The sequence below is a fragment of the Nonomuraea sp. NPDC051298 genome (assembly GCF_055586305.1).
On sequence record NZ_JBVJIM010000008.1, the window covers coordinates 161,499 to 185,824 of the forward strand.

Consider the following 24,326-nt stretch of genomic DNA (forward strand, 5'->3'; position numbering starts at 1 on the left):
CATGACCCTCGACGCCCGGCTGCTGGTCACCCGGCCCGCCTTCACCCTCGACCTCGCGCTCGACGTCCGGCCGGGCGAGGTGGTGGCGCTGCTCGGCCCCAACGGCGCGGGCAAGACTACCGCCCTGCGCGCCCTGGCCGGGCTGACCTCCCTGTCGGGCGGGCACATCAGCCTGCACGGCGCCCCGCTGCACACCCTGCCCGCCGAGAGCCGCCCGATCGGCATGGTCTTCCAGGACTACCTGCTCTTCCCGCACCTGACGGCGCTCGACAACGTCGCCTTCGGGCCGCGCTGCCAGGGCGTGCCCAAGGCCGAGGCCCGCGCCGTCGCCGCCGCGCTGCTGGAGCGCGTCGGCCTGGCGGAGCGCGCCGCCGCCAGGCCCCGGCAGTTGTCCGGCGGCCAGGCCCAGCGGGTCGCGCTCGCCCGCGCGCTGGCCGTACGGCCCGAGCTGCTGCTCCTGGACGAGCCGCTGGCCGCGCTCGACGCCCACACCCGGCTGGAGATCCGCTCGCATCTGCGCCGCCACCTGGCCGACTTCGACGGCGTCACCGTCCTGGTCACCCACGACCCGCTCGACGCCATGGTGCTGGCCGACCGGCTGATCGTCATCGAGAACGGCACGATGGTCCAGCAGGGCGCTCCTGCGGAGGTCGCCCGGCGGCCCCGTACCGACTACGTCGCCCGGCTCGTCGGGCTCAACCTGTATCGCGGGGTGGCCGACGGGGCCCGGGTCAAGGTGGGCGAGCTGCTGCTGCAGACCTCCGAGCACCTCGACGGGGCCGCGTTCGTCGCCTTCCCGCCCGCGGCCGTGGCGCTGTACCGGGCGCGTCCCGACGGCAGCCCGCGCAACCTCTGGCAGGCGCGGGTCGACGGCATCGAACGGCACGGCGACAACGTCCGCGTGCACCTCGACGGCCCCGTCGCCGCCTTCGCCGACATCACCCCCGCCGCCGTCGCCGACCTCGACCTGACCCCCGGCCGGCAGGTCTGGGCCTCGGTCAAGGCCACCGAGACCCACGCCTACCCCGCATGAACGCCGGAGAGGCCCGCGCCGGCCACGACTGCAACGCCATCTGTCTCGGCGGCCCCTGCCACGGCCTGCTCACCCACATCGACCAGGACATCGGCATCCTGACCGTCCCCGTGCCGTGCCGCGCGCCCGGCCAGCCCCAGGCGCACGCCCGCTACCGCATCACCAGGGAGCGCGTGCGCTACTGCGGCCAGGCCGAGCCGTACGTCGCCCTGCACTGGGCCGACCCGCCCCGCTCGTGCGGCGGCCCCGACTCCTGACCGGTAGCGCGACAGGGGTCACGGGGTGTAGCGGTAGCCCATCCCGGGTTCGGTGATCAGGTGCCGCGGACGGGCGGGGTCGCGTTCGAGCTTCTTGCGGAGCTGGGCCATGTACTGGCGCAGGTAGTGGGTCTCCTTGACGTGCTTGCTGCCCCAGACCTCGGTCAGCAGGTAGCGCTGGGGGATGAGCTTGCCGGGGTTGCGCAGCAGGATCTCCAGGATGTGCCATTCGGTGGGGGTGAGCCGCAGCCCGTCGGAGACGGTCTTGCTGACCAGGTCGACGGTGTGGCCGCCGAGCTGGATGCTGGCCAGCTCGGCCTCCTGGATGCTGGCGCGGCGGGAGACGGCGCGGATGCGGGCCAGGAACTCCTCGATGCCGAACGGCTTGGTCACGTAGTCGTCGGCGCCGGCGTCCAGGGCGTGGATCTTGTCCTGGTTGCCGGCCCGGCCGGACAGCACGACGATGGGGACCCTGGTCCAGCCGCGCAGGCCGTGGATGACGTCGATGCCGTCGATGTCGGGCAGCCCGAGGTCGAGCACGACCAGGTCGGGGTGCCACTCGGCGGCCTGACGCAGCGCGGCCGAGCCGTCGGCGGCGACGGCGACCTCGTACTGGCGGGCGGACAGGTTGATGCGCAGCGCGCGCAGGATCTGCGGTTCGTCGTCGACGACGAGGACCTTGGTCATGGTGTCACCACCCTGGAGTGGACCGGCATGCTGACGATCATCGTGAGACCTCCCCCTGGTGTCTCCTCGGGTACGAGAGTGCCGCCCATGGCCTCGGTGAGCCCGCGAGAGAGGGCCAGGCCGAGGCCGACGCCGGTGCCGTTGTCGCGGTCACCGAGCCGCTGGAAGGGCAGGAAGACCCGCTCGTGGTCCTCGGGCGGGATGCCGGGGCCGCGGTCGATCACCCTTAGCTCCACCTCGTCGTCGTGGCGGCTGCCGGTGATCAGCACCTGCACGCCGGCAGGGCTGTGGCGGACGGCGTTGGCCATGAGGTTGACCAGCACCCGTTCCAGCAGCGCCGGGTCGGCGACGATGTCGGGCAGGTCGACGGAGATGTCGCCCTCGACGCGGTCGCGCAGGGCTCCGAGGTCGTCGATCGCCCGGGGCACGACCTCTTCCAGGGCGACGGGTTCGAGCGCCAGGCCGAGGACGCCGGCCTGCAGGCGGCTCATGTCGAGCAGGTTCTCCACCAGGCGGTCCAGCCGGATCAGGGATTCGTCGGCGGTGGCGAGCAACTCGTCCCGGTCCTCGGGCGTCCAGGTGATGTCGTGGTTGCGCAGGCTCTCGACGGCGGCCTTGGCGGCCGACAGCGGGGTGCGCAGGTCGTGGCTGACGGCGGCGAGCAGCGCGGTACGCATCCTGTCGGCCTTGGCCAGGGGTTTGGCGCGTTCCGCCTCCTCCTGGAGTCGTTCCTGGCGCAGCGCGACGGCGGCCTCGGCGGCGAAGGCTTCGAGCACCCGCCGGTCGCTGGCGTCCATCAGCCGGCCGCGGGCGGCGAGCACCAGGTCGTCGCTGATCACCACGTCGGTGTCCGCGGCGGCGGGCGCGGTGCAGGGGGCGGCGCCCGAGGTGGCGATGATGCGCCAGGACTCGGGCTCGGCCTGGTCGTCAGGGGTTGGCTCGCCGGCGCGTTCGAGCAGGGTGACCGAGTCGAGCCCGAATGTCTCGCGCAGCCGCGCCAGCAGCGAGGGCAGGGCCGCCTCGCCGCGCAGCACGTGCCCGGCCAGCGTGGACAGCACCTCGGCGTCGGCGCTCGCGCGGGCGGCCTGACGGGTACGCCGGGCCGCCACCGCCACGATCGTGCTCACCGCCACCGCGACCAGGACGAACACGATCAACGCCAGCAGGTTCTCCGGATCGGCGATGGTCAGTTGCCCGACGGGCGGCGTGAAGAACCAGTTGAGCAGCAGCGACCCGCCCACGGCCGCGACGATGGCCGGCCACATGCCGCCGATCAGCGCGACGCACACGACCAGGCACAGGAAGAGCAGGATCTCGCTGGGGAGCTGCAGCACGTCGCGGAACGGCACGAGCGCGGCGGTCAGCGCCGGCATGCCGGCCACCGCCACGGCCCAGCCGCTCAGCCGCCGTTTGCGGGTCAGCGCGGCCCGGGAGCGTTCCGGCCGCCGCCGTCCCTTCTTGGCCTCCTCGTGGGTGACGAGGTGCACGTCGATCGAGCCGGACCTGGCCGTGGTCTCGACTCCGACGCCGCGCGAGATGATCTGGGCGAAGCGGCCCCTGCGCGAGGCGCCGAGGACGAGCTGGGTGGCGTTGACGCCGCGGGCGAAGTCGAGCAGCGCGCGCGGGATGTCGTCGCCGACGACCTGGTGGTAGGTGCCGCCCATGCTCTCCGCGAGCGTGCGCTGGCGGGCCAGGTTGGCCGGGTCGGCCCCGGCCAGCCCGTCGGCGCTGGTCACGTGGACGGCCAGGAGGTCGGCGCCCTTGGTGCGGGCGGCGATGCGGGCGGCCCTGCGTACCAGGGTGTCGCCTTCCGGGCCGCCGGTGAGGGCGACGACCACGCGTTCGCGGGTCTCCCAGGTGGTGGCGATGCCGTGCTCGGCCCGGTAGCGGTCGAGCTGGTCGTCCACCCGCCCCGCGACCCAGAGCAGGGCCAGCTCGCGCAGGGCGGTGAGGTTGCCGACGCGGAAGTAGTTCGCCATGGCCGCGCTGACCTTTTCCGGGGCGTAGACGTTGCCGTGCGCCATCCTGCGGCGCAGGGCCTCCGGAGACATGTCCACCAGCTCGATCTGGTCGGCCCGCCTGACCACTTCGTCGGGTACGGTCTCCCGTTGCGGGACGCCGGTGATCTCCTGGACGACGTCGTTGACCGATTCCAGGTGCTGGATGTTGACGGTGGAGATGACGTCGATCCCGGCGTCGAGGATCTCGTCGATGTCCTGCCAGCGCTTGACGTTCTTGGAGCCGGGCACGTTGGTGTGGGCCAGCTCGTCGATCAGCGCCACTTTGGGCGCGCGCCGGATGACGGCCTCGACGTCGAGTTCGGTGAAGGTGGCCCCGCGGTAGACGATGGTCTGGCGGGGGATCAGTTCCATGCCATCGAGGAGGGCGGCGGTGCGGGGGCGGCCGTGGGTCTCGACGAAGCCCACGGCCACGTCCCGGCCGCGTTCGAGGGCGCGGCGGCCCTCGCCGAGCATCGCGTACGTCTTTCCGACCCCGGGCGCCGCCCCGAGGTAGACCCGCAGCCGCCCCCGCACGTCAGCCTCTGTCGAGGGACAGGTTGAGTTCGAGCACGTTGACGGCGGGCTCGCCCATGAAACCGAGCGCCCGGCCGGTGGTGTGCTCGCCGATCAACGACTGGACCCGCTCGACGGGCAGGCCGCGTTCCCTGGCCACCCGGGGTGCCTGGAGTTCGGCGTAGGCCACGGAGATGTGCGGGTCGAGGCCGGAGCCGCTGGCCGTGACCGCGTCGGCGGGGACCGCGGGCGTCTCCGCGTTCCCGCGGACCGGGACGGTGCGGCCCGCGGCGTAGTCCTCGCCCGGCTTGCCGCACTCGACGGGCCTGCCGTCATAGGTCGCGACGAACGGGGCGGCCGGGCACGCCTGGTTGACGCTGACGGCGCGGTCGGGGAAGACCTTCAGCACCGCGCCGACCCCGTCGGCAGTGCAGTACGGCCGGGCGCCGCTGACGCCCTCCAGCTCACCGACCGCCTTCGAGCGGGCGCAGACCTGAGTGAGCAGCGACTGCCTGCCCTCGTCCGGGTTGCCCTCCTCGTCCTTGGCGCCGGGCACCGGCAGCACGTCCAGGACGTCCTCAGGGCCGAGGTTGCTCGCGCTGGTGGAGGTCGGGTCGTAGCCGTCGCCGGCCGCCGACGGGCGGGACTGGAAGTACGTCCTGACCGGGTTGCCGTCGGCGTCGGTGAAGGACTGGCCGATGAGCGAGCTGCCCACGTCCTTCCCGTCCTTCTGGACGATCGAGCCGTTGGCGTGGTCGTTGAACAGCGCCTGGGCGACGCCGGTCGTGACCAGCGGATAGATCAGGCCGAGCAGCACGGTCAGGACGGCGACCGCGCGCAGCGCGGCGAGGTGCTGGCGGACCCAGCTTGGCAGGCGTTCCATTTATGACATCCCCGGAAGGAACTGGATCAGCAGGTCGATGACTTTGATGCCGATGAAGGGGGCGATGATGCCGCCCAGCCCGTAGACGTACAGGTTGCGCGACAGCAGCTTGGACGCGCTGGACGGGCGGTAGCGGACGCCGCGCAGCGCCAGCGGGATCAGCGCGACGATGACCACCGCGTTGAAGATCACCGCGGCCAGGATCGCGGACTGGGGGCTGGCCAGGCGCATGACGTTGAGGGCGTCGAGGCCCGGGTAGACGGCGGCGAACATGGCCGGGATGATCGCGAAGTATTTCGCGATGTCGTTGGCGATGGAGAACGTGGTCAGCGCGCCTCTGGTGATGAGGAGCTGCTTGCCGATCTCGACGATCTCGATGAGCTTGGTCGGGTTGGAGTCCAGGTCGACCATGTTCCCGGCCTCCTTGGCGGCGGAGGTGCCGGTGTTCATGGCCACGCCGACGTCCGACTGGGCCAGGGCGGGGGCGTCGTTGGTGCCGTCGCCGGTCATCGCGACCAGCCGGCCGCCCTCCTGCTCCTTCCTGATGAGCGCGAGCTTGTCCTCCGGGGTGGCCTCGGCGAGGAAGTCGTCGACCCCGGCCTCGTCCGCGATGGCCTTGGCGGTCAGCGGGTTGTCACCGGTGATCATGACGGTCCTGATGCCCATGCGGCGCATCTCGTCGAAGCGCTCCCGCATGCCCTCCTTGACCACGTCCTTGAGGTGGATCACGCCCAGGACGCGGCCCCGCTCCGCGACCACCAGCGGGGTGCCGCCGGAGGCGGAGATGCCGTCCACCAGGTCGCCGACCTCCTCGGTGGGGTGGCCGCCGGCGTCGCGCACCCACTTCATCACCGCGGTCGCGGCGCCCTTGCGCACCTGCCGGCCGTCCAGGTTCACCCCCGACATGCGGGTCTGCGCGGTGAACGGCACCCACTCGGCGTGCGCCAGCTCGCCCGGCCGGCGCTCGCGCAGGCCGTGGCGCTGCTTGGCGAACACCACGATCGAACGGCCCTCCGGGGTCTCGTCCGCCAGGCTGGACAACTGGGCCGCCTCGGCCAGGTCGGCCTCGCTGACCCCCTTCACGGGGACGAACTCGGCCGCCTGACGGTTGCCCAGTGTGATGGTGCCGGTCTTGTCCAGCAGCAGCGTGGACACGTCCCCGGCCGCCTCGACCGCCCGCCCCGACATGGCCAGGACGTTGCGCTGGACGAGCCGGTCCATCCCGGCGATGCCGATGGCCGACAGCAGCGCGCCGATCGTGGTCGGGATCAGGCAGACCAGCAGCGAGATCAGGACGACGCCGGTGACACCGTTCCCGTCGAGGGCGAGGGAGTCGGGCACGCCGGGGTTGGTGAGCTTGGAGTAGATCGCCAGGGGCTGCATGGTGACGGTGGCGACCAGGAAGATGATGGTCAGGGCGGAGAGCAGGATGTTGAGCGCGATCTCGTTCGGCGTCTTCTGCCGGTTCGCGCCCTCCACGAGGGCGATCATCCGGTCGACGAAGCTCTCGCCGGGCTTCTGGGTGATCTGGACGATGATCTGGTCGGACAGCACCTTGGTGCCGCCGGTGACGGCGGAGCGGTCGCCGCCCGACTCGCGGATCACGGGGGCCGACTCGCCGGTGATCGCCGACTCGTCCACGCTCGCGATGCCCTCGACCACGTCGCCGTCGCCGGGGATGATCTCCCCGGCCTCCACGATCACGTGGTCGCCCTGTCGCAGCTCGGGCGCCCGGATGGCCTCCCACCTCGTGGGGTCGGCCGGGTCGGCCAGCCTGCGGGCCTGGGTGTCGGTCTTGGCCTTGCGCAGGGTGGCGGCCTGCGCCTTGCCTCGGCCCTCGGCCACGGCCTCGGCCAGGTTGGCGAAGACGACGGTCAGCCACAGCCACACCGCGATGGCCCAGGCGAAGAACGACGGGTCGGTGACCGCCAGGACGGTGGTGAAGACCGCGCCGATCTCGACGATGAACATGACGGGGTTGCGCCACAGCGTGACCGGGTTGAGCTTCCTCAGCGCGTCCGGCAGTGAGGTGATGAGTTGCCTGGGGTCCAGCAGTCCGCCGCCCACGCGGTCGTCGCGCTTCGGCGCGGGAGCTTGACCCGGCGTCGCTTCGAGCACGGGGGTTGACATATCAGGACAGTCCTTCTGCGATGGGGCCGAGCGCGAGGGCCGGGAGGAAGGTGAGGGCGACCAGGATGATCGTCACCCCGACGACCATGCCGACGAACTGCGGCCGGTGGGTCGGCAGCGTGCCCGCGCCCTCGGGAACGGGCGACTGCGCCGCCAGCGAACCGGCCAGCGCCAGCACCAGGATGATCGGCAGGAACCGGCCGAACACCATGCACAGGCCGAGCGCCACGTCGTACCAGGGGGTGTTGACCGTGATGCCCGCGAAGGCGGAGCCGTTGTTGTTCGAGGCGCTGGTGAAGGCGTAGAGGACCTCCGACAGGCCGTGCGGGCCCGAGTTCAGCATGCTCGCGCGCTGCTCCTCCGACCCCATGGCGAACGCCGTGCCGATCAGCACCAGCACCGGGGTCACCAGGAAGTACAGCGAGGCCAGCTTGATCTCGCGCGCGCCGATCTTCTTGCCCAGGTATTCGGGCGTGCGGCCGACCATCAGCCCGGCCACGAACACCGTGATCACCGCCAGGATCAGCATGCCGTACAGGCCGGCGCCGACACCGCCGGGCGCGACCTCGCCGAGCATCATGTTGAACAGCGTCATCATGCCGCCGAACGGCGTGTAGGAGTCGTGGAAGGAGTTGACCGCGCCGGTGCTGGTCAGCGTGGTGGAGGCGGCGAACGTCGCCGAGTTGGAGATGCCGAACCTGACCTCCTTGCCCTCCATCGCCGCGCCCACGGCCTGCGGCACGGTCGCGTTGCCGCTCAGCTCGAACACGTTGGTGAGCAGGATGCTGGCCAGCGCGATCACGCCCATCACGGCGAGGATCGCGTACCCCTGGCGGACCTGGCCGACCAGCTTGCCGAACGTACGCGGCAGCGAGAACGGGATCGCCAGGATCAGGAAGATCTCCAGCCAGTTCGTCCACGTCGTCGCGTTCTCGAACGGGTGGGCCGAGTTGGCGTTGTAGAAGCCGCCGCCGTTGGTGCCCAGCTCCTTGATGACCTCCTGCGAGGCCACCGGCCCGCCGGTGATCGCCTGGGTGCCGCCGGTCAGCGTGGTGACCTCGTGGACGCCGGAGAAGTTCTGGACGAGCCCGCCGGCGACCAGCACCAGCGCGCCGACGAACGCGATGGGCAGCAGGATGCGGATCGAGCCGCGTACCAGGTCCACCCAGAAGTTGCCGATCGTGTCGGCCCTGCGCCGGGCCAAGCCTCGCACCAGCGCGATCGCCACGGCCATGCCGACCGCGGCCGAGACGAAGTTCTGCACGGCCAGGGCGGTCATCTGGGTCAGGTGGCCCATCGTGGACTCGCCCGAGTACGCCTGCCAGTTGGTGTTGGTGACGAAGCTGATCGCGGTGTTCCACGCGATGTGGTCGGTGACCGGCTCCATGCCCAGGCTCAGCGGCAGCTTGTCCTGGAGGCGCTGGATGCCGTACACGACCAGGATCGAGATCACCGAGAAGGCCAGCAGGCTGCGCGCGTAGACGCCCCAGCTCTGCTCGGCGTCGGCGCGCACGCCGAGCAGCCGGTAGACGCCGCGCTCGACGGGGTTGTGCCGGGTGCCGGAGTAGACCCGGTACATGTAGTCGCCGAGCGGCCTGTGCACCAGAGCCAGCGCGACGATGAGGGAGACGATGAAGATCATCCCTGCCGCGGTCATGCTCATCAGAAGCGCTCCGGGAACAGCAGGGCCACCACCATGAAGACCACCAGTCCGGCGGCCACGATCAGACCGGTGGCGTTGACGGCGTTCACAGCCGCTCCACCGCCTTCACGACCAGCCCGAAGATCGCGAAGATCACGATCGTCAGGGCGACGAAGATGACGTCAGTCATCCCCACTCCTCAGTTCGAAGATGAGATCGCGGCCGCCCTTGGTCGGGCGACCGCCTCACAAGCAAACGATGAGGAATGGGGAGTTTTGTCGTTCTTGACGCACTTCATACGGCCGTGGCGTGAATATTGACGGCCTTCCTACACGTGGCGGCGTTCGTGCCTCGCCAGGGGGCAGGCGCGGACGAAGGCCCGCGCGGTCGGGGGTCGACGCGCGGGCCTTCGTCCGAGTTGCCGTCGTTCAGGCGTTGACGGGCGTGCGGTCAGGCGTTGACGGGTTTGCCGATGGCGCTGCCCGCCAGCCATTCCTCCCAGGTCTTGGCCCACGGCGTCGGCCCGTTGCCGAACTCGAGCTTGCGCGACGTGCCCGTGACCTCGACGATGTCTCCGCGCTGGGTGAACTTGTAGAACCAGTGCGCGTCCGACGGGCTGGCGTTCACGCAGCCATGGCTGACGTTGCGGCGTCCCTGGTCGCCGGTCGACCAGGGGGCCGAGTGGAAGAACATGCCGCTGTAGGTCAGCCTGACGTTCCACTTGGTGCGGTGGAAGTACAGCCCGGGCCGGCCGATGGTGGCCGAGTCCATGAGCGTGGTCGGGGCCTTCTCCTGGGCGATCATGATGCCGGACCAGCTCTCGTCGCCGCGCTTGCCGAGGCTGACCGGGATGGTCTTGACGACCTTGTCGTTCTCCCTCACGACGGCCTCGTGGGACTTGCTGCGGATCTTGGTGATGTGCTTGGGGCCGACGGTGAAGCTCAGGGTGCGGTCCTTGGTGCCCCACAGGTTGCGTCCGATCCGCAGCCCGGCCAGGTGGGCGACCACCGTGACCTGCTGGTCGGCCGGCCAGTACTCGCGCGGCCTGAACTGCACCTCCCGGTCGCTGACCCAGCTCCACGCGCCCATGACCGGCTTGGACATCTGCACGACCAGCGAACGCTCGACCGCCGCCCGGTCGGCCTGGGCGGTCACCGGCTTCGACAGCATGAGCTGGATGGGCATCCCGACGCCGACCTTCTCGCCGTCCAGCGGCGACATGCCGGTCTCCAGCACGTTCTTCGGCTTCAGCGTGGTGAACTCGGACTGCGCCATGACCTGCTTGCCGTCCAGGCCGGTGGCCTGCGCGCGCACCGTGTACGCCGTCGCCGGCTTCAGCGGCCAGGTGGGCCGCCACGTCCCGTCCGCGCCGGTGGTCCCGCTGACCTCGCGCCCCTTGGTGTCCGCGACGGTCAGCCTGGTGACCTTGCCGTCGCTGACCTTGACGCTGATCGAGGTGTCGGGGGGCACCTTGGTCGTGCCGTTGGCGGGGGTGATGGACAGCTTGGCCGCCTGGGCGGGCGGCGGCTGCGCGGGCGGCTGGTTCGAGCCGCCCGAGGTGCAGCCCACGGCAAGGAGCAGCACTGCCGTGAACGTGCTGACGACTATGGTCCCGCCGTTCCGCATCTCGATGACTCCAGTCCCCGACAAATCGGCATATTTCAGGCGAAGCACCCTGTTGATAGTACGGAGAGTGTTATCCCCCTACGGAGCGTAACTATGCGGGGATGTCGGGATTGGTGGGAATCGGCGTGATCCGCCCGGCTACGGCGGGGATGCTGGAGGAGCGGCCTCGTGTCGATCGCGGCCCACCGGACCCACCCGGGAGGAGAGCTGGAGCATGCGCGAATGGATCGGGCTGTACTACCCGCACGTCCATTTCCGGGACGAGAGGTGGCTGAAGCTGACCGCGCTCTACTGGGACCGGCTCTACCGCTTCGACGCCGACGACCACGAAGACTCCTTCCCGGTCATCTTCGGGGCCGAGGTGGGTCTGGTCGCCCACGGGTTCGTCAGGCCCGCCGTGCCCCGCCGGCGTGACGTGCAGGCTGCGGCCAGGCGCCTGCTCAAGGCGCTCGACGGCGTCGACCTGTCGCGCTACGCGTCCCCGCGGTTCGAACGACACGAGTTTCCCGGTCTCGCCACCGGACTGGCGGAATGGAAGACCTCACCACAGCTCGTCGAGCGGCTCTCCGAGATGGACCTCGCCACCCGGTCGCCCGCCGCGCCCGGGCGGATCCAGCTCCACATGAGTCTCGCCGGCGCCTACCTGCTCCTGCTCGGGTCACTGGCCGCCCCCGCGTACGGCGCCGCCCCGCTGACGGACGACGCGTTCGACCTGACGGCGTCGGGGCTCGGGGCGCGGCGGCTGGTGGCGGGCGTACTCAACCGGCCCGCGCCCGAGGCGGCGGCCGGCGAGCGGGCCGCGCTGCTGGTCAACCTGTCCGTGGCGGCCGTGCTCCCACGGGACATCGAAGAGATCTCCGTGGACCGGATCGTCGACTTCCGGCACCGGTACGCCGGGGAACGCGCCAGGTTCAGGGACGCGGTGGACGCCATGGTCGCCGAGAGCACCACGCTGGGTGACATCCGGGACCAGGCGATCCTGCTCGACCACCTGCGCTCCCGCTTCGAGACCCGGATCCAGCCCGCCCTCGACGACCTCCGGCGCGCCATGCGCGGCCGGGGCATGGAGACCCTGTGGGGTGCGATCAACGTGCAGGCGGCCGCGCCGCCGGTGGCGACCGGCGCGCTCGCGGTGCTGGCGACCCAGCCGTCCCCCGCGCAGGCCGCGGCGATCGGCCTGGGCGGGTTCGCGTTCGGCGTGTGGGCGGCGGCGCTGCAACGGCGGCGGCTGCGTGACCAACTGCTGCGCGAGTCCCCGATGACGTACCTGCACCAGTTGCACGAGGGGCTCGATCCGCTCGGACTGGCCGAACGCGTGCGCGCCGCCGCGCGGCAGCTCGTGCCCGCGCCACGTGCTCCGCGCAAGGGGCTGGGCAGGAAGGGGCCGAAGTCGCCCTGAACGGACGTCGAGGCGTGCCGCTCCTGGCTCGTGGCGCGGACCAGAGGCTCGTGGCGCGGACCAGGGGGTTGTGGCGCGGACCAGGGGGTTGTGACGCGGACCAGGGGGTCGTGGCGCGGATCGGGGGTCGTGGCGTGGACCGGCCCGGAGTCGTGAGCGGCATCCTGTTGCGTGGCGGAAGTCCGGTTTCTCGGTGGGGTTCACCTTCGTGACAGCCGTGCGAAACCTGGGCCTCCTCCGGTGTACGCCTCTCGCCTCATGGTTCGCGGTCAGAACACCCCGAGGCAGCCCATTGCCCCCTCACTCGTAACCGGCGGTCGAAAGCCTTTTCTCCCGCACCAGTGCAGAGCACTCCCAGGAGGCGTGCGGATGCCCGTAGAACACTCTCGAAACGCGTTGCCTCGGCGGATCGCGCTGCTCCTGTCCGCCGTCGTGCTGGCCCTCGCCGGGAGCGGCGTCCTCGCCGTGCCCGCGGGCGCGTCGGTCACCGCGGTGCCCACCCGGATCCTCATCCCGGCCATCGGGGTGAACGCGCCCGTCGGACAGGTCGGGCTCCAGCGGTCGGGCGCCATCGAGGTGCCGCCGCTCTCCCCGCGCAACCTGACGGGCTGGTACAAGTACGGCCCGCCCCCAGGAGAGGCCGGACCCGCGGTGATCGTGGGACACGTCGGCACGAGGTGGGGCCCGTCGGTCTTCGCCAGGCTGCGCGAACTCCGTCCCGGCCACACGATCACGATCGAGCGGTCGGCGGGCGGGCCGGTGACGTTCACCGTGGACCACTCCGAACAGGTGCCCAAATCGCGGTTTCCGACCGGGCGGGTTTATGGGGACGTGCCGTTCGCGGCGCTTCGCCTCATTACCTGCGCGGGGGTGTACAGCAGAAAAACAGGAAGCCACACCGACAATTTGATCGTCTATGCAACGGCCGGCTCCCAGGGAAATTCCTGAGCACTCTCTTCGCTAGAGGTATTGATATGAATGGCGCGTCCACCGTTCGCCGGCAGCGCGGGCGGAGGCACATCCGGTGGCTTCTGGTTATCGCACTCGTGCAATTGTTCACGGGCGGCGTGGCGACCGTGGCGGCGGTCGCGGCGACGTCCGACCCCGGCCCTCGGGAGGTGACCGGCGGCACGCTGCGCTGGTCGGTCAGCGACGGCCTCGCCGACGAGCACGTACGCGTCGCCCTGTCGGGCGGTGTCGTGCAGGACGGTACGGGCCGCTTCGTCTTCTCCATGGTCGACGGCGAGTACGACACCGGCACCGGCACGGCCACGGCGAAATACGGCGGCAGCGTCACCATCGTCCGCGGGCAGAGCAGCCTGGTCATCTCCGACCCCGAGATCGTGGTCCACGGCGGCGAGTCGACGTTACGCGCCGAGCTGGCGTTCAGCGGCCCGCCCGCCCCGTCGGACCCGGCTCCCCCCGTCACGGCCCCGCCGACCGCCTCCGGTACCCCGGCCACGGAGCCCACCCCGGCTCCACCGGGCGCCACCGCGCCCTCGACCGTGCCCTCGACCACAGCCGTGCCCCCGACCACCGCGCCGCCGGGCACCCCGTCCGGGACGCCCTCCCTCTCCGGCACGCCGAGCGGCTCCGTCACAGAGCCGCTCTCCCCGACTCCGACTCCGCAGAGCCCGACCGCGACGGTGCCGGGCACGGTGACGCCGCCGCCCGTCCCGCCGAGCGTCGCCGGCCCGACGCCGTCGTCCGAGCCGTCGCCGCCGGCCGCGTACCCGACCTCCATGCACCTGGGCACCACCGACGTGGCCTTGCTGACGCTGCAGCAGACGGACGTCAAGCGGCAGAAGCGCACCGTCGCCTGGACCGGCACCCCCACGGCCGTCAGCCGGCAGGTCGCCGACGCGATGTCCGGCCTGTTCGGCACGAGGGCCCCGCTCGCCCCCGTGGCCTTCAGCCTCACCTACGAGCAGGACGCGCTCGACGACCTCCTCACCGTGATCAGGGGCGACGCCGTGACCCCCTGCCCGAGCGGCAGCGGCACGTCCTCGCCCAGCCCGTCCCCCAGCAACTGCGAGAGCGGCAGCCCGTCGCACACGCCCAGCTCGTCCCCGTCGCGCTCGCCCAGCACGACGCCGACCTCCACCAACTCGCCCACCTCGACCCCGACCTCGACGTCCACGCCGAGGAGGTCCACCCCGGCCACCAGGACGGTCTTCGAGTCGGTCACGCCCGCCGGCGGCGAGTCCGTCGACGACACCCTGCCCAAGACGGGCGACGGCTACGTGCTGCCGTTGCTGACCGTGGGCCTCGGCCTGATGGTCGGCGGCGGGATCACCCTGCGTGCCTCCCGCAGAGCCGGTTACCTGGGAGACGATCTGTGACGGGTACCGCCGAGCACGCCACCCTGGCGAAGGAGGAGCCGGAGGTCTGGGAGCCGCGCCGCCTGCGGGTGGCGCGGCTCGCCGGTGAGCTGATGCTCACCTGCGGGGTGCTGCTGGTGCTGTTCGCCGCCTACGCCGTGTACGGCAAGGCGTGGGAGATGGACACCGAGCAGCGCGAGCTGGGGGCCGAGCTGGACCGGCGCTGGGCGTCCGGTGCGGAGACCCCGGTGTCCGGCCAGCCGATGGCCAGGCTGCACATCCCCAGACTCGACCGGCGGTGGGCGGTGACCGAGGGCGTGACGCAGGCGGACCTCCGCAAGGGGCCCGGCCACTACCCCCGTACGGCCCGGCCGGGCGAGATCGGGAACGTCGCCGTCGCCGGCCACCGGATCTCCTCGGTGTTCTGGGACCTCGACCGGCTGCGCAAGGGCGATGCGATCGTGGCCGAGACCAAGACGGGCTGGTACGTCTACCGCGTCGTACGCGAGCGCGTGGTGCCCCCCACCGCCGTCGAGGTCGTCGCGCCCAATCCCGACCACCCGGACGATCCGCCCGCCAAGGCCATGCTCACGCTGACCACCTGCAATCCCAAGTTCCAGAACTACCAGCGGCTGATCGTGCACGCCGAGCTGGTGGAGGAGCGGGCCAAGTCCGAGGGCAGGCCGGCGGCGTTGAAGAAGGGACGCGCCTGATGTACGCGTGGATCTGGCGCCGCCTGCCCGGACGCCTGCCGGTGCGGGTGGCGCTGGCGGTCGCCCTGACCGCAGGGGTGCTGGCGGTGCTGTGGTTCGGGATCTTCCCGCTGGTGGACGGCCTGCTCAACCTGGAGGACGTCACCGTGGAGCAGCCGCCGGACCGCGAGCCCCTTCAGTACGCCCCGTGACCCCGCAGCACGGCCCCGACCGTCTTCCACAGGATGACCAGGTCTCCGGTCATCGACCAGTTCTCCACGTAGTAGAGGTCGAGCCGGACGCTGTCCTCCCATGACAGCTCGGCCCTGCCGCTGACCTGCCACAGCCCGGTGAGCCCCGGACGCACCAGCAGCCGCCTGGCCACGTGCCGGGGATACTGGGCCACCTCCGACGGCAGCGGCGGGCGCGGCCCGACCAGGGCCATCTCGCCCTTGACCACGTTGAGCAACTGGGGCAGCTCGTCCACGGACCACCTGCGCAGCCACCGTCCCGCCCGGGTCACCCGGGGGTCCCGCCGGATCTTGAACAGGACGGAGTCCTTCTCGTTGCGCCCGTCCAGCCGGGGCCGCTCCCGCTCGGCGTTCACCACCATCGAGCGGAACTTGTAGAGCGTGAAGATCCGGCCGTTCCTGCCCACGCGCGCCTGCCTGAAGATCGCCGGTCCCCGGCTGTCCAGCCGGATCCAGCAGGCGACGACGGCGAACGCGGGCAGCAGGAGGATCAGCGCGGCCAGGGCGAGCGTGCGCTCCAGGAGGTCCTTGACGCCGCGCCGCGGTCCGGCCAGCTCGGGCTCCTCGACGTGCAGCAGCGGCAGCCCGGCGACGGGCCTGGTGTGGATGCGCGGCCCGGCCACGTCGGTCAGTGAGGGGGCCACCACCAGGTCGACGCCGGTGCCCACCAGCTCCCAGCCCAGCTCGCGCAGCGCGTCGGGCGAGATCCCGGCCGCCGAGACGACCATGACGATGTCGGCGCCGACCAGCGAGGCGGTCTCCAGGATCCGCTCCGTGGAGCCGACGACCGGGATGCCCGGCAGGGCGGACATGCCCCGCACGGCGGACATGCCAGCTAGGGCGGATATGTCAGGCAGGGTGGAGATGCCGGGCAGGGTGGAGGCATCGGGCAGGCACGCGCCCACGACGTCGTAACCGGCGTACGGCTCGCGCCTGAGCCGGCCCAGCAGGTGCAGCACGTGGTCCTCGGTGCCCACGAGCAGCACCCGGTGCGACCACGCGGTGCCCTCCCCGCGGCGCCGGTGCAGGAACTTGCGCGCCAGCAGGCGCGCGGCCAGCATGCCCACGGTGCCGAGCGGCCAGGTGATCGCCACGAAGCCCCTGGCCAGGGGCAGGTCGGCGACGTAGCAGCCGATGGCGACGAAGGCCGCCACGTTCAGGCTGCCCGTCGCGACCCTGCGGTACTCGTCGGTGCCGTGGCCGAGGACCTTGCCGTCGTAGCAGCGCATCTGCTGCAGCGCGAACAGCCAGGCGACCACGAAGGCCGCGCCGACCACCGCGTAAGGAACCCCCGCGATGACCGGCGGCTGCCAGCCGAACCTCCCGAAGTACCCCGAGACCACGGCCAGGCAGATCACCAGGAGGTCGCACCAGAACACGTGACGCCGGTAGCGGGTCACCCAGTCCGTCCTGGCGATCGGGCCGCCGACCGACACGTCGAGCGTGGTGCTCATGCGTTCACCGCAGTGCCGCGACCAGGGATCGGTAGAGGTCCTCCGTGTGCGCGGCGGCGGACTCCCACGAGTACTTGCGGAACAGCCACTCCCGCCGCGACTCCGCGGCGGCGCGCTCGGCGTCCAGGTCACGCAGGACGAACCCGAGTTGCGCGGCGAGTGCGCCTGAGTCGCCGGGCGGGAAGAAGCGCGCCGCGGGGGAGAGGGGGGCGAGCAGGTCGGTGTGGCCGCGGATCTCGCTCAGGACGAGCGGCAGGCCGTGCGACATCGCCTCCAGGACGGTCAGCGGCATGCCCTCGGTCCACGACGGTTGCACGTACACGGCGGCGTGCTCGTAGAGCGCGGCGAGGTGCTCGCCGTAGGCGTAGCCGATCATGCGGATCCGCGGGTCGGCGGCGGCCAGGGAGTGCAGCAGGGCCACGTGCTCGCCGGTGAAGGCCGAGCCGCCCACGACGGCCAGGTCCATGTCCCCCGGCAGCTCGCGGAACGCCTTGATCAGCACGTCCACGGCCTTGTCGGGGATGAGCCGGCCGACGAACAGGGCGTACCGTCCCGGGCGCAGGCCGTACTCCTGGATGAGGGAGGCGGGCGGGGACGACTGTGGCGCTTCCACGCCGTTGGGGATGTGGACGGTGGTCCCCGGGCGGGTGCGGCCGTACTCCTCGGCGCTGAGCCGGGAGACCGCGATCACCGCGTGCGGCACGCGCTCGCTCGTCCACCGGGCCGTACGCAGCACCGAGCGGGCGGCCCTGCCCCACTTCTGCCCGCGGTCGTCGTGGCCGTGGATCGTCTGCACGACGCGGACCCCGGACAGGTAGCGGGGCAGCGGCGCGCACAGGCCGGGGCCGAGCGCGTGGTAGTGCACGATGTCGGGGCGCTCGCGCATGGCGGCCAGCGTCGACAGCGCGCTGTGCACGATGGCGTCCATGTGCTTGGTGCCCACCGTGGGCAGGTGGCGCAGCCGTATGCCGTTGAAGGACGGCAGGCGCTCGGGAACGTAGTTGGTCCTGCAGAAGACGGTCACGTCGTGCCCGCGCGCCGCCAGCCGGCGGCCGAGCTGGGCCACGTGGTGCTCGATGCCGCCGAAGGTCGGCGGGAGCCCACGCTGCCCGATCATGACGATTCGCAAAGGGTGACGGCCCGGCGGCTGATCGGCGCGGGACTCTGGCTGCTGTGTGGCGCGCATGCCGGCTCCAACCAGTCGCTTACACGCTTCCGGCGTGGACGCTAGGGAATTGAGGAATGGGACAAAAGGGGAGTCGGCCGTTTTTCCTCGTTCTTCACCCCTGGTTTTCTCCGGCGACGCGCGGAAACCGCGGGGGAATAGGGACGAACCTGCCGTTTACCCGAGGTTCATGGAAGTCCCTTTTGGCGTTGATTCGCCGCATACTACAGCGGGGGCCGGATCGGGGCTATAAAGGGCTGTCCATTGGGTGGTGCCCTGCTGGGGAGGCTGGAATGGGTGTCCTCTTATCCTCTTTTCCTACTAGGTTTACCGGCATTACGGCCTTGATCGCCACCATGGCGGCGGCTCCGGTCTCGCCTCCGGACACGACCGTCACAGGCCCTGACGCCCACAGCGTGTGGAAGCCCGGCGCCGTCGACTTCCGGGGCGGGGCGACGGACGACACCGGGGTGGGCGAGGTCTGGGTGGCCGTGCAGGACCGCGTCTCGCGGCTGTGGTGGCGGGCCGACGGCACGTGGGGCGCCTACGCCAGGCACGCCGCGAACCTCTCCGCCGACAGGACGGCATGGGACTGGCGCTGGCAGGCCACGGCGGCCGGAGACTTCGGCATCCAGGTGACCGCCAAGGACACCGGCGGCACCGCCGACCCCACGCCGGCCTGGCGGCCGTTCTCCGTGGACGCGGTCGCGCCGGACGCCACCATCGACGTCCCGCCGATCCAGGACGAGGTGTACGGCCGCCGTCCGCTGACCTTCTCCGGCGCCGCCACCGACGACCGCGGGGTGGGTGAGGTGGCCGTCGCGATCAAGGACATCGACAGCGGGCAGTGGTACCGCCCCGACGGGACGTTCGGCGACTACGTCCAGCACGCCGCGGCGCTCGCCCGCCCGGGGACCACCGCCACCACCTGGTCGTACGGCTGGACGCCGCCGCGCGGGGGCAGGTTCTCCCTGCAGGTGGTGGCCAAGGACCGCACCGGGCAGCCGGACCAGGACCTGCCCTTCCGCCGCTTCGACGTCGACACCGCCCACCCGGACACCGTGATCAGCAGCCCGGCGGGTCTGGACACCGTACTGGAGCGGTGCAAAACGCTCCGCTTCACCGGCACCGCGTCGGACGACCACGGCGTGAGCGGCCTGTGGGTGGCGATCCAGGACTTCCACACCAGGGCGTGGCTCAGGCCCGACGGCACCTGGGGCGACTACCAGCGCTACGTCGTCGCCGTCGACCGTCCTGGCTCGCCCACCGCGTCGTGGTCCTACAGGTTCACCCCGCCCGCCAAGAAGGGCAAGTTCGTCGTCCAGTTCGGCGCCGTCGACCGGGTCGGCCTGGTCGACCAGAGCAAGCCCTTCCACCGGGTGGAGGTGCGGCGGCCTTGGTGAGGGTCCTGCACGTCACCGGCGCGGGGCGCAGTGGCAGCACCCTCCTGGGCAGCATGCTCGGCCAGATCCCGGGCTTCTGCAACGTGGGCGAGGCCGGCTACCTGTGGGAGCGAGGGCTGGCCGCGGGCGGCGCGTGCGGCTGCGGGCGGCCCGTCCGCCTGTGTCCCGTGTGGAGCGCGGTGCTGGAGCGGGCGTTCCCCGAGCTGGACGAGCTGGCCGAGCTGGCGCGCAGGCACCGGGCGGCGATGCGCGGCTGGCGAGTGATGGCGGCGGCCCTGCCCGGCCACGCCGTGCCCGCGCCGGGCGACCACCTGCGGCTGCTCGCCCGGCTCTACCGGGCCCTGGCCGAGGTGACGGGGTGCGCGGTCGTGGTCGACACCACCAAGCCCGCGCCCTACGGCCATCTCCTCGCGCGCACGCCGGACGTCGAGCTGAAGGTCGTCCATCTCGTCCGCGACCCGCGCGCGGTGGCGTGGTCGTGGCAGCGCCGCAAGGCGGGCGAGGGCGCCGACGCGATGGCCGTGCGCCCGGCCTGGCAGAGCGCGCTGCTGTGGCGGGCGGGCAACCGGGCCGCCGCCCGGCTGAGCGGGGACGACTACCTCCTGCTCCGCTACGAGGACCTGGTGGCCGAGCCCGAGCACTGGCTGCGCCGGGTCGCGCACCTGGTCGGGCACGCAGAGCCGGAGATCCCGGAGATCGACGCCGACGGGGTGCTGCTCCGGCCCACGCACACGGTCGCGGGGAACGTGGACCGGCACAGGACCGGCCGCACCCCGCTGCGCCTGGACAGCCAGTGGGCGGGCGCGATGCCCGCGGCCACCCGGCGCCTGGTGGAGCTGCTGACGTTCCCGGCCGGACGACGATACGGGTACCACAGGTGAGCCCGCCCGCCCGCCTCCTCGCCGTGGTCTCGGCCGTGCTCCTGCTACTGGCCTGCGCGCCGGTCCCGTCGGCGACGACCGGGGTTTCCGCCGGGGTTTCCGCCGCGTCCGCGTACGAGGCGCGGTTCGGCCTGAAGTGGAACGCGTACGAGCTGCCCTCCCGCTTCCGCGCGGCCGTCGCGGGCTACTCCGGCGGGCCCAGCTTCCACGACATCGTCTGGTGCGCCGTGGAACGGCGGCCGGGCAGCAGGACCTGGTCCCTGGAGGACAAGGTGGTGGACGACATCCTCGGCCGGGGTTACGAGCTGCTCATCCGCGTCCGGATCGGCTCGTGCTGGGCGAGCGGGCGTCCCGCGACCGACCGGGTACGGATCTCCCCCTCCTATCCCCCCACCGACCTCGGGCGCTACCAGGCGTTCGTCCGCGAGCTGGTCGGCCGGTACGCGAAGCGCGGCGTCCACCTCTACGGGGTGGAGAACGAGATCGACGCGGCCACGTCCTGGGGGGCGGACCCGGCGGCCTACCGGCAGGTGGGGCAGGCGGGCGCGCGGGCCGTCCGGCAGGCCGACCCGAAGGCGCGGCTGGTCGATCCCGGCCTGTCGAGCTCCAGCTACGGCCTGGCCATCGCCCGGCAGCGCGCCGACGCGGGGGACGCCGAGGCCGCGCTGACCTTCTACCGCGAGTTCTACCGGCGGCGGACCGGCGGCCGGTTCCCCGCGGCGGCCGACGCCGCCGGGCTGCGCGCCGCGCTCGCCGGACCGGTCGCGCGCCGCGCGCTCACGGCCCATCAGGTGGTCTTCGAGCTGGACCGCGCCCGCACGTTCGACGCCTACCAGCTCCACTACTACGACCACTGGTCGCTGACGCCCGACGTGCTCGACTACGTCAAGGGCGCGGGACTGCCGGTCGAGGCGTGGGAGGTCGGCTCCTTCTGGCCCGGCAGCGGGTACGACCCGGCCGCCCACGGCGCGGAGACCGCGAAACTGGTCACGCACCTGCTCGCCGGTGGTGTTCGCAAGCTGGTCTACCTGCCCGTCTACCACTCGCCCGGGGAGATCGCCGAGGTGGAGACGTGGCGGGCCCTGTACGGGGCCGACGGCCGGCCCCGACCGGCCAGGTCCGTGCTCGACCGGCTCAAGGCGTACGGCTCCGGGCGGTGGCGCCGCCTGCCCGATGTCGAAAAAGGTGTGGAGGGCGGCGCGGTCGCCTGGCAGGGCGGCACCGTGCTGGTCCTGTGGAGCGAGCGCCCGGCCGAGCTGCGCCCGCCCGCCGGGACGGAGGTCACCACGGCCGCGCTGCCCGGCGGCCCGGCCCGGCCGTTGACCGGCGGACGACCACTGGCGGTGGGCGCCACGCCCGTTCTCGTCACCGTGCGGGCGCCGATCGAGGAAACCATGAACTGGCTGAGGGCGTCGTGATCACCAGAGCGCGTACGGGGTGGCCGCTGGTCCTGGGAGCGGCCGCCGTCGCCGTGCTGACCGGTGCGCAGGTCGCCGCCGCGGCCTCGCGCGCCGCCGTCGTGTTCCCGGTCGTGGCGGTCGGGCTGGCGCTGCTGGTCCACCTGGCGGTGACCAGGTTCGCCGCGTTCGTGGGCGCGACGCTGGCCGTGCGGGCCTCGCTCGACACGGCCAGAGGCACCCTCGACACGCGCGTGGTCGGCGACTACTCGGAGCTGCCCGCCTGGCTCGACCCCGGGACGGCCGTGGGTGTGTTGTTCCTGGTGGCGGGGCTGGCCTGGCTCGCGGCGCAGCCGTGGAAGGGCGTGCACCCCGCCATCCTGGCGTTTCTGGGGGTGGCCGGGCTCAGCACGCTGGGGTCGTACGATCCGGCGACGAGCGCCGCCGAGCTGCTCCGCCTGGCCACCTGGCTGCTCATGATGGTGGTGGTCGGACGGCTGACGAGCGAGGAGCCCGCGCTGCGCGGGCCGCTGCTCACCGCCGTCTTCGCCGCCGCGGTGCCGCCCGTCGTGCTGACCGTCCACCAGGTGGTGACCGGTGCCGACCAGGCGTACGTGCACGGGGTGCCGCAGCCGCACGGCACGTTCTGGCATCCCAACGGGCTGGGCCTGTTCTGCATGCTGCTCGCCCTCATGGGGGTGAGCCTGCTGTGGTGGAGCCGGGGCCGGGCGCGGCTGCTGCTCGCCGTCGTGGTCGCCGGGCTGGCGTTCGCGCTGGTGGCCAGCGAGGCGCGGACCGCCTGGCTGGGCGCGGTGGCCGGCCTGGTGGTGGTGGCGATCGCCCAGGACCGGCGGCTGCTGGCCGTCGTCGGGCTGGCCGGGGTGGCGGCGGCGGTGGTGCTGCCGTCGAGCCTGGGCGAGAGCCGTACGGACGCGGGCTACGCGGGCAACTCGGTGGTCTGGCGTTTCGACCACTGGGAGCAGGCCCTGGGCCTGATGGAGCGGAACCCGGTCACCGGCACCGGGCTCGGCACGACCAAACTGCTGATCGTCAAAGAGGTGCACAACGACTATTTGCGCGCGGCCGTGGAGACGGGGCTTCTCGGACTGATCGCCTACCTGGCACTGCTCGTGACGCTCGCACTCATCGCCGCCCGCGCGCTGCGCGCCACGCGGGCGGGGCTCGAACGGGGGGTGGCGGTCGGGCTCGCCGCCTGTGTCGCCGCGCTCGCGGTGGCCGCGCTGGCCGACAACGTCATGACCTCTGTGGCCGTCATGTGGTATTTCGCGGCGTTCGCGGGCCTCACACACGGAAGCGGAGTCCGCAATTGAGAATCCTGCATGTCAACAAGTTCCTCTACCGGCGCGGGGGCGCGGAGTCGTACCTGCTGGATCTGGCCGAGCTGCAGCGGGAGCGGGGCGACCGGGTGGCCTTCTTCTCGATGCGTCACCCCGACAACCTCGCCGTCCCGTACGAGGAGCACTTTCCCCGGCACCTCGAGCTGAACCCGCTCCCGCGCGGCCCGCTCGGCAAGTTACGCGGCGCCGGGCGCATGCTCTGGTCGAGGAGTGCCCGGCGCGGGATCGGCAAGGTCATCGCCGACTTCGAGCCCGACGTGGCCCACCTGCACAACATCTACCACCAGCTCTCGCCGTCGGTGCTGGCCGCGCTCAGGACCGCGGGGGTGCCGATGGTGATGACCCTGCACGACTACAAGCTCGCCTGCCCCTCCTACTCCTTCCTCGACAAGGGCACCCCGTGCACGGCCTGCGTCGGCGGCAGCCTGCGCGAGCCGGTCAAACGCAGGTGCAAGGGCGGCTCGCTGAGCGCCAGCATGGCCGTGGCCCTGGAGACGTGGCTGCACCGCCGCTTCGACGCCTACGACCCCGTCCACCGGTTCATCTGCCCCAGCCGCTTCATGGCGGGGCAGCTCACCCAGGCGGAGATCTTCCCCGACCGGCTGCGGATCCTGGACCACTTCGCCGACGGCGGGGGATCGCCCGCGAAGACGGTCCCCGGTGGGCCGCTGGTCTGCGTGGGCAGGCTGAGCCCGGAGAAGGGGATCGACGTCGCGATCAAGGCGCTGGGCATGCTGCGCGGGTTCGGCGAGCTGGTGATCGCGGGGGACGGGCCGGAGCGGATGGCGTTGGAGCGGATGGCCGACGAGGTGGCGCCTGGCCGGGTGCGCTTCACCGGCCGGCTGCCCAAGGAGGAGGTGCTGCGGCTGATCCAGTCGGCCACCGCGCTCCTCGTACCCTCCCGCTGGTACGAGAACCAGCCCATGACGATCCTCGAGGCGTTCGCCTGCGGGGTGCCGGTGATCGGCACCACGATGGGCGGCATCCCCGAACTCGTCGTCGACGGAGCCACCGGGAAGCTGGTGCCGCCGGACGACCCGCTGGCGCTTTCCTCGGCGGCGCTGGCATTACTCAAGAATCCGCAGGAGACGCTGGAGATGGGCCGTTCCTGCCGCGAGGTGGCGCGCCGCAGATTTTCTCCGGAAGGGCACTACGCCGGGCTCCGCGAGATTTACCGCGAGGCCGTCAAGGCGGCGAATTCCAGCTAGCCGCGGCACCGTTTCAGGAAGGCTGA

General features: G+C 71.9%; 21 protein-coding genes. 12 read left to right on the top strand and 9 right to left on the bottom strand.

Annotated features, from left to right (window positions below):
• Position 1 precedes the first annotated feature (1 nt).
• Together ACZ6S0_RS24185 and ACZ6S0_RS24190 are read left to right on the top strand one after the other, a co-directional pair.
• On the top strand, positions 2-1,033 hold the full coding sequence (locus ACZ6S0_RS24185; RefSeq protein WP_465921582.1) for an ABC transporter ATP-binding protein: 1,032 nt from the start codon (positions 2-4) through the stop codon (positions 1,031-1,033).
• Positions 1,030-1,290 carry a hypothetical protein gene (locus ACZ6S0_RS24190; protein ID WP_465921583.1) on the top strand — a complete coding sequence of 87 codons (261 nt, stop codon included), beginning with the start codon at positions 1,030-1,032 and terminating at the stop codon, positions 1,288-1,290. The genes ACZ6S0_RS24185 and ACZ6S0_RS24190 overlap by 4 nt, the downstream gene beginning before the upstream one ends.
• 18 nt (positions 1,291-1,308) lie before the next feature.
• On the opposite strand, the gene ACZ6S0_RS24195 is transcribed toward ACZ6S0_RS24190, so the two are convergent.
• From ACZ6S0_RS24195 to ACZ6S0_RS24225, 7 genes are all read right to left on the bottom strand, one after another.
• Entirely contained in the window at positions 1,309-1,977 is a 669-nt protein-coding gene (locus tag ACZ6S0_RS24195) for a response regulator (RefSeq protein ID WP_465921584.1), read from the bottom strand.
• Positions 1,974-4,511: a DUF4118 domain-containing protein gene (locus ACZ6S0_RS24200; RefSeq protein ID WP_465921585.1), complete on the bottom strand. Its 2,538-nt coding sequence runs from the start codon at positions 4,509-4,511 to the stop codon at positions 1,974-1,976. The genes ACZ6S0_RS24195 and ACZ6S0_RS24200 overlap by 4 nt, the downstream gene beginning before the upstream one ends.
• A gap of 1 nt (position 4,512) precedes the next feature.
• Positions 4,513-5,373, bottom strand: coding sequence for a potassium-transporting ATPase subunit C (locus ACZ6S0_RS24205; RefSeq protein WP_465921586.1), 861 nt, complete (start codon positions 5,371-5,373; stop codon positions 4,513-4,515).
• On the bottom strand, positions 5,374-7,503 hold the full coding sequence (gene kdpB, locus ACZ6S0_RS24210) for a potassium-transporting ATPase subunit KdpB (RefSeq protein WP_465921587.1): 2,130 nt from the start codon (positions 7,501-7,503) through the stop codon (positions 5,374-5,376). It lies immediately after the preceding gene.
• Position 7,504: 1 nt separating this feature from the next.
• Positions 7,505-9,166 (bottom strand): potassium-transporting ATPase subunit KdpA, encoded by a 1,662-nt coding sequence (gene kdpA, locus ACZ6S0_RS24215; protein WP_465921588.1) that lies wholly within the window; start codon positions 9,164-9,166, stop codon positions 7,505-7,507.
• Complete coding sequence (gene kdpF, locus ACZ6S0_RS24220) at positions 9,166-9,255, bottom strand: K(+)-transporting ATPase subunit F (RefSeq protein WP_465921589.1); 90 nt, start codon at positions 9,253-9,255, stop codon at positions 9,166-9,168. Before kdpF ends, kdpA begins: the two co-directional genes overlap by 1 nt.
• 340 nt (positions 9,256-9,595) lie before the next feature.
• Complete coding sequence (locus ACZ6S0_RS24225; RefSeq protein ID WP_465921590.1) at positions 9,596-10,771, bottom strand: L,D-transpeptidase; 1,176 nt, start codon at positions 10,769-10,771, stop codon at positions 9,596-9,598.
• A 214-nt stretch (positions 10,772-10,985) separates the two neighbouring features.
• Here ACZ6S0_RS24225 and ACZ6S0_RS24230 point away from each other — a divergent pair, with 214 nt between their 5' ends.
• The 5 genes from ACZ6S0_RS24230 to ACZ6S0_RS24250 all read left to right on the top strand — a co-directional run bounded on the left by ACZ6S0_RS24230 (position 10,986) and on the right by ACZ6S0_RS24250 (position 15,395).
• A complete protein-coding gene (locus tag ACZ6S0_RS24230; RefSeq protein WP_465921591.1) occupies positions 10,986-12,170 on the top strand; it encodes a DUF6236 family protein in 1,185 nt (394 codons plus the stop codon).
• Between the two features lie 369 nt (positions 12,171-12,539).
• Positions 12,540-13,118, top strand: a complete 579-nt coding sequence (locus ACZ6S0_RS24235) for a class F sortase (protein WP_465921592.1) — start codon at positions 12,540-12,542, stop codon at positions 13,116-13,118.
• 98 nt (positions 13,119-13,216) lie between these two features.
• Complete coding sequence (locus ACZ6S0_RS24240; RefSeq protein WP_465921593.1) at positions 13,217-14,512, top strand: HtaA domain-containing protein; 1,296 nt, start codon at positions 13,217-13,219, stop codon at positions 14,510-14,512.
• Positions 14,509-15,204, top strand: a complete 696-nt coding sequence (locus ACZ6S0_RS24245) for a class E sortase (protein ID WP_465921594.1) — start codon at positions 14,509-14,511, stop codon at positions 15,202-15,204. Before ACZ6S0_RS24240 ends, ACZ6S0_RS24245 begins: the two co-directional genes overlap by 4 nt.
• Entirely contained in the window at positions 15,204-15,395 is a 192-nt protein-coding gene (locus ACZ6S0_RS24250; protein WP_465921595.1) for a hypothetical protein, read from the top strand. Before ACZ6S0_RS24245 ends, ACZ6S0_RS24250 begins: the two co-directional genes overlap by 1 nt.
• On the opposite strand, the gene ACZ6S0_RS24255 is transcribed toward ACZ6S0_RS24250, so the two are convergent.
• Both ACZ6S0_RS24255 and ACZ6S0_RS24260 read right to left on the bottom strand, forming a co-directional pair.
• Complete coding sequence (locus ACZ6S0_RS24255; RefSeq protein ID WP_465921596.1) at positions 15,380-16,888, bottom strand: sugar transferase; 1,509 nt, start codon at positions 16,886-16,888, stop codon at positions 15,380-15,382. The two genes, ACZ6S0_RS24250 and ACZ6S0_RS24255, sit on opposite strands and share 16 nt — an antisense overlap.
• Positions 16,889-16,892: 4 nt before the next feature.
• Positions 16,893-18,005 carry a glycosyltransferase family 4 protein gene (locus ACZ6S0_RS24260; protein ID WP_465921597.1) on the bottom strand — a complete coding sequence of 371 codons (1,113 nt, stop codon included), beginning with the start codon at positions 18,003-18,005 and terminating at the stop codon, positions 16,893-16,895.
• 392 nt (positions 18,006-18,397) lie between these two features.
• Between ACZ6S0_RS24260 and ACZ6S0_RS24265 the strand changes: the two genes are divergently transcribed.
• The 5 genes from ACZ6S0_RS24265 to ACZ6S0_RS24285 are packed head-to-tail and all read left to right on the top strand — an operon-like array spanning position 18,398 to position 24,300.
• Complete coding sequence (locus ACZ6S0_RS24265) at positions 18,398-19,456, top strand: hypothetical protein (RefSeq protein WP_465921598.1); 1,059 nt, start codon at positions 18,398-18,400, stop codon at positions 19,454-19,456.
• Entirely contained in the window at positions 19,453-20,337 is an 885-nt protein-coding gene (locus ACZ6S0_RS24270) for a sulfotransferase (protein ID WP_465921754.1), read from the top strand. Before ACZ6S0_RS24265 ends, ACZ6S0_RS24270 begins: the two co-directional genes overlap by 4 nt.
• Complete coding sequence (locus ACZ6S0_RS24275; protein WP_465921599.1) at positions 20,334-21,755, top strand: hypothetical protein; 1,422 nt, start codon at positions 20,334-20,336, stop codon at positions 21,753-21,755. Before ACZ6S0_RS24270 ends, ACZ6S0_RS24275 begins: the two co-directional genes overlap by 4 nt.
• Positions 21,752-23,065, top strand: coding sequence for an O-antigen ligase family protein (locus ACZ6S0_RS24280; RefSeq protein WP_465921600.1), 1,314 nt, complete (start codon positions 21,752-21,754; stop codon positions 23,063-23,065). Before ACZ6S0_RS24275 ends, ACZ6S0_RS24280 begins: the two co-directional genes overlap by 4 nt.
• Positions 23,062-24,300 carry a glycosyltransferase family 4 protein gene (locus ACZ6S0_RS24285; RefSeq protein ID WP_465921601.1) on the top strand — a complete coding sequence of 413 codons (1,239 nt, stop codon included), beginning with the start codon at positions 23,062-23,064 and terminating at the stop codon, positions 24,298-24,300. The genes ACZ6S0_RS24280 and ACZ6S0_RS24285 overlap by 4 nt, the downstream gene beginning before the upstream one ends.
• The last annotated feature ends 26 nt before the right edge of the window (positions 24,301-24,326 follow it).